This is a genomic window from Acinetobacter gyllenbergii CIP 110306 = MTCC 11365, from assembly GCF_000413855.1.
Classification (GTDB): domain Bacteria; phylum Pseudomonadota; class Gammaproteobacteria; order Pseudomonadales; family Moraxellaceae; genus Acinetobacter; species Acinetobacter gyllenbergii.
Genome location: NZ_ATGG01000042.1, coordinates 1 through 2179 on the forward strand (window position 1 = coordinate 1; position 2179 = coordinate 2179).

Below are 2179 nucleotides of genomic sequence, written 5' to 3' on the forward strand. Positions count from 1 at the left end.
AAAGACCTACCCCCAATCAACACGCCGATCTAAGAATGCATGTTTCGAGTTTAACTTTGGCTCAGATTGTAGCTTGCCAAAATACTCAAGCTTCTGATCATCTTTAATGTCAAAACGTTTCATCCATGCTTCGGCTCGATAACCTTTAAGCAGAGGTATTTCTTCTGTATCGTAATTGCCTCTATGCAGCGTCTGTATCCTTTCGGCTCGTAATGACTTCAGGATACGATTGAGTAAGACATAAGGTGCAGGCAGAGGGTCAACTTCGTCAGAACCACTTAAAGGGAGATTGCCTGCTTGAATCACGATGCCAGCCCCATAATCGTACCCAATAAACCAGCTCATTGGTAACTCACTATTTAAGGCTTTTTCTTCACGAATTTTATTAAACCATTCGTTGTTAATTGCAGTAAGCCAACTGACTGTTTTTATGCCATTAAGCAAATAACTTGCGTCAAGGAATGGATTCCCGATATCCATTGCCCAAAATTTACGAGATAAATAGGCTTCTGTCGGTTCATTCTTGTCATCACGGATTTGAGAAATAATACAAGCATAGCCCGCATAACCATGACTGGCTTTTAAGCGTCGAGCACAGTTGATAAATAACTCAATAAAAACTTTGGTGTTTTCTTCTACCCATTCAACAGGCATCGAAAAAGTTAAGGTACTTTGATATGTCCCATTTTCTATTTGCCATTTACTTTTTCCGCTAATATTACACTCCCATGCGCCCGTCGCAAATTTCTCCTTTCCGCTGGTATATAGCAAATTAAATGCTTTCATTTGGCTGTAGGATTTCAAAATATCTGTTAATGGTTTTGTATCTTTATAGGCTGAAGTTGCTTTTTCGCCTTTGGGTGGTTCATCTTGCCATAACCATGTTAAATGACTTTTAGCAATTTTTTGATAATCATCAAAGCATTGCACTATGGCTTCACGCATTTCATCGCTATAGCCTTCTTTAAAATAAAGCACAGCACGAATGGCAGGAATGGCCCCAACATAATCTTCAGGTCCTTGAGGAGTGAAAATACCTCCACCAATTGCACCTTTTTCCTGTTGATCAGCCCAAACTTTATAGTCTTCTTGATTTTTAAAATGCAAAGACCTACCCCCAATCAACACGCCGATCTAAGAATGCATGTTTCGAGTTTAGCTTTGGCTCAGATTGTAGCTTGCCGAAATACTCAAGCTTCTGATCATCTTTAATGTCAAAACGTTTCATCCATGCTTCGGCTCGATAACCTGTAATTAATGGATTTTCTTCATTATTATGATTCCCTCGATGTAGGCTTCCAATTTTTTCAACACGTAACGGCTTTAAAACTCGATTTAAAAGTACATATACCGCTGGTAATGGATCTTCATCTACAAATCCATTTAAAGGTAAGTTACCTGCCTGAATAATTATGCCTGTTCCATAGTCGTAACCGATAAACCAACTCATCGGTAATTCACTATTTAGGGCTTCTTCTTGAATCTTATTAAACCATTCATAATTAATTGCAGTGAGCCAACTGACAGTCTTTATTCCACTAATTAAATTATTAGATTCTTTTGTAGGACTTCCAACATCCATGGCCCACCACTTTCGAGAAAAATAAGCTTCGGTTGGTTCATTCTTATCCTCTCGAATTTGAGAAATAATACAGGCATAGCCTGCATAACCATGATTGGCTTTTAAGCGTTGCGCGCAGTTAATAAATAGTTCAATAAATAGTTGAGTATTTTCTTCAACCCAATGTATTGGCATAGAAAAAGTTAAACTGCTTTGATATATTCCCATTTCAGATCGCCACTTACTAACGCCGTTAACAGCAAACTCCCAAGCACCTGTTGCAAACTTTTCTTTGCCGCTGGTGTATAAAAAATAGAAAGCCTTCATAGGACTATAATTTTTTAAACTATCTCGTATAGGTTTTGCTTTATCGAAGGTTGTATTTTCGCTTTCACTTTTTGGTGGTTCATCTTGCCATTGCCAAGTCAAATGTTCTTTGGCGTAGGCTTGGTAGTCATCAAAACATTGTGCAATCGCTTCACGCATTTCAGCGCTATAGCCTTCTTTAAAATAAAGCACAGCACGAATGGCAGGAATAGCCCCAACATAATCTTCTGGACCTTGGGGAGTGAAAATACCTCCACCAATTGCACCTTTTTCCTGTTGATCAGCCCAAAC

2 protein-coding genes are annotated in these 2179 nt (G+C 38.7%); both read right to left on the reverse strand.

Annotated elements, in window-relative coordinates; all coding sequences use genetic code 11:
* Positions 1-6: 6 nt before the first annotated feature.
* Positions 7-1107: a type VI immunity family protein gene (locus F957_RS03090; RefSeq protein ID WP_016541445.1), complete on the reverse strand. Its 1101-nt coding sequence runs from the start codon at positions 1105-1107 to the stop codon at positions 7-9.
* Between the two features lie 4 nt (positions 1108-1111).
* The coding region (locus F957_RS03085; RefSeq protein ID WP_016660574.1) for a type VI immunity family protein at positions 1112-2179 on the reverse strand (1068 nt) is incomplete at its 5' end.